At 64.8% G+C, this 1,674-nt stretch carries 2 protein-coding genes; one reads left to right on the top strand and one right to left on the bottom strand.

From position 1 onward, the window contains the following. Nucleotides 1-138 precede the first annotated feature (138 nt). Nucleotides 139-1,203: an MBL fold metallo-hydrolase gene (locus tag NLR35_RS34050; RefSeq protein WP_257170910.1), complete on the bottom strand. Its 1,065-nt coding sequence runs from the start codon at nt 1,201-1,203 to the stop codon at nt 139-141. Between the two features lie 45 nt (nt 1,204-1,248). On the opposite strand from NLR35_RS34050, the gene NLR35_RS34045 reads away from it, so the two are divergent. Next, nucleotides 1,249-1,674, top strand: a 426-nt coding sequence (locus NLR35_RS34045; protein ID WP_257170909.1) for a signal recognition particle receptor subunit alpha, incomplete at its 3' end; no start/stop codon positions are given.

The following is a 1,674-nucleotide window of genomic DNA, read 5'->3' as shown; positions in this document are numbered from 1 at the left end:
ACCCATAACCACAGAAGTGGTTGGACGAAGACTCTCAGTGATCCCGCACAGTACGGTACCGCTACCGAATTCTCATCGATGGATCACGCGGTATGGGTCCCGGCCTTCGCCGGGACGACGAGCGTGGAAGGAGCGCCGCTAAATCTCCACCACCTGCCCGGGCTTCATCGCCACAAAGCGCTCTTGCGGAATCTGCGCGGCCCCCAGTGCTTCGACCAGCGCCTTCGCCGGTGCGTCGATCGCCTCGTCCGTGAGCTGGAAGGTGCCGTGATGGTGCCCGAGCGCTTGCTCGGCGCCGCAATCACCAAGCGCCTTCACCGCATCTTCCGGATTCATGTGCTGGTCCCGCATGAACCAGCGCGGCTCGTAGGCGCCGATCGGGAGGATCGCCAGGCGCAGCTTGCCGTGGCGCTCGGCGACGCGGCGGAAATGCCGGCCATCGCCGTAGCCGGAATCGCAGACGACGTAGATCTTGCCGGCCCGGGTCTCCAGCACGAAACTCGCCCATAGCGATTTGTTGCGATCGAACACGCCGCGCGCCGTCCAGTGGCGGGTCGGGACCAGATGCACGGCGATGCCGCCGCCGAGTTCGACGCGATCGTGCCAGTCGAACGCCTCCGCCTTGATGGCGGCATCGGAACTGCGCATCGTCACGTCATTGCCGAGCGGGGTGACGACGCGCGGCGCATGGCTTTTCGCCAGCCGCTTCAGCGTGGCGATGTCGAGATGATCGTAATGGCCGTGCGAGACCAGCACGACGTCGATATCGGGCAATTTCTCAAAGGCGATGCCGGGATCGTTGTGCCGCTTCGGCCCCGCGAAACTGACCGGCGAGACCCGCTCGGACCAGACGGGGTCGATGAGGATGTTGAGACCACCGGCCTGAATCAGCCAGCTGGCATGCCCGACGAACGACAGCCGCACCTTGTCGCCGTCGACCCGGGCCGGCGGGGTGTCGGCATGCGGGCTCGGTGCCCAATCGGGCCATGTCGCCCTCTGGCGTTTGCCACCGAACTGCCAGCGCAGCACCTCGCGCAGCGACTTTGGCGGGACCCCATCGGGATCGAAGAACGTCAGTCCGTCGAAATGGTCGGAGACGGGGCCGTCATAGGTCTTCATGCGGGATATCCAGAGGGAGGGCACCCCCACCAGCGCCCCCGCACCGGCAAACAGTCCAAACAGGCGGCGGCGGGTGATTGGCACGGGGCGGGTTCAGAGGCGGTGGAAGCGGTAAGGCATCACCGCTATATGGGCGGCCGAACGATAAAAGGAACCCGGCGTCAATATGTCCCTGATGTCAGAGGCTTGAGCTGGCATGGCCGCCCCATCCGCCTAACTTTCCTTGACTTTCGGCCGGGAGCGGCGTTTAACCCCGCCACTTTCTCGGAAAGGCTTTCTTTTCGACCCGCCGACCGGCCCTCGAGACCGGAGGTTAACGCCCGACAGCGCGATGCGCCCTCGGGCGCAAAAGTGTTTGGACTTTCTGCTCCCTCGCCCCGCCCTTGCGGGGAGAGGTTAAAGAGGACGACTTCATTGTTCGACAATCTGTCAGAACGGCTTGGCGGAATTCTCGATCGTCTGACGGGGCGCGGCGCGCTGACCGAAAAGGACGTCGATGCCGCCATGCGCGAGGTTCGCCGCGCGCTGCTGGAAGCCGACGTCGCGCTTGAAGTG

This window comes from Bradyrhizobium sp. SRS-191 (genome assembly GCF_024586915.1).
Lineage (GTDB): Bacteria > Pseudomonadota > Alphaproteobacteria > Rhizobiales > Xanthobacteraceae > Bradyrhizobium.
This window is presented reverse-complemented; position numbering and strand designations above follow the sequence as displayed.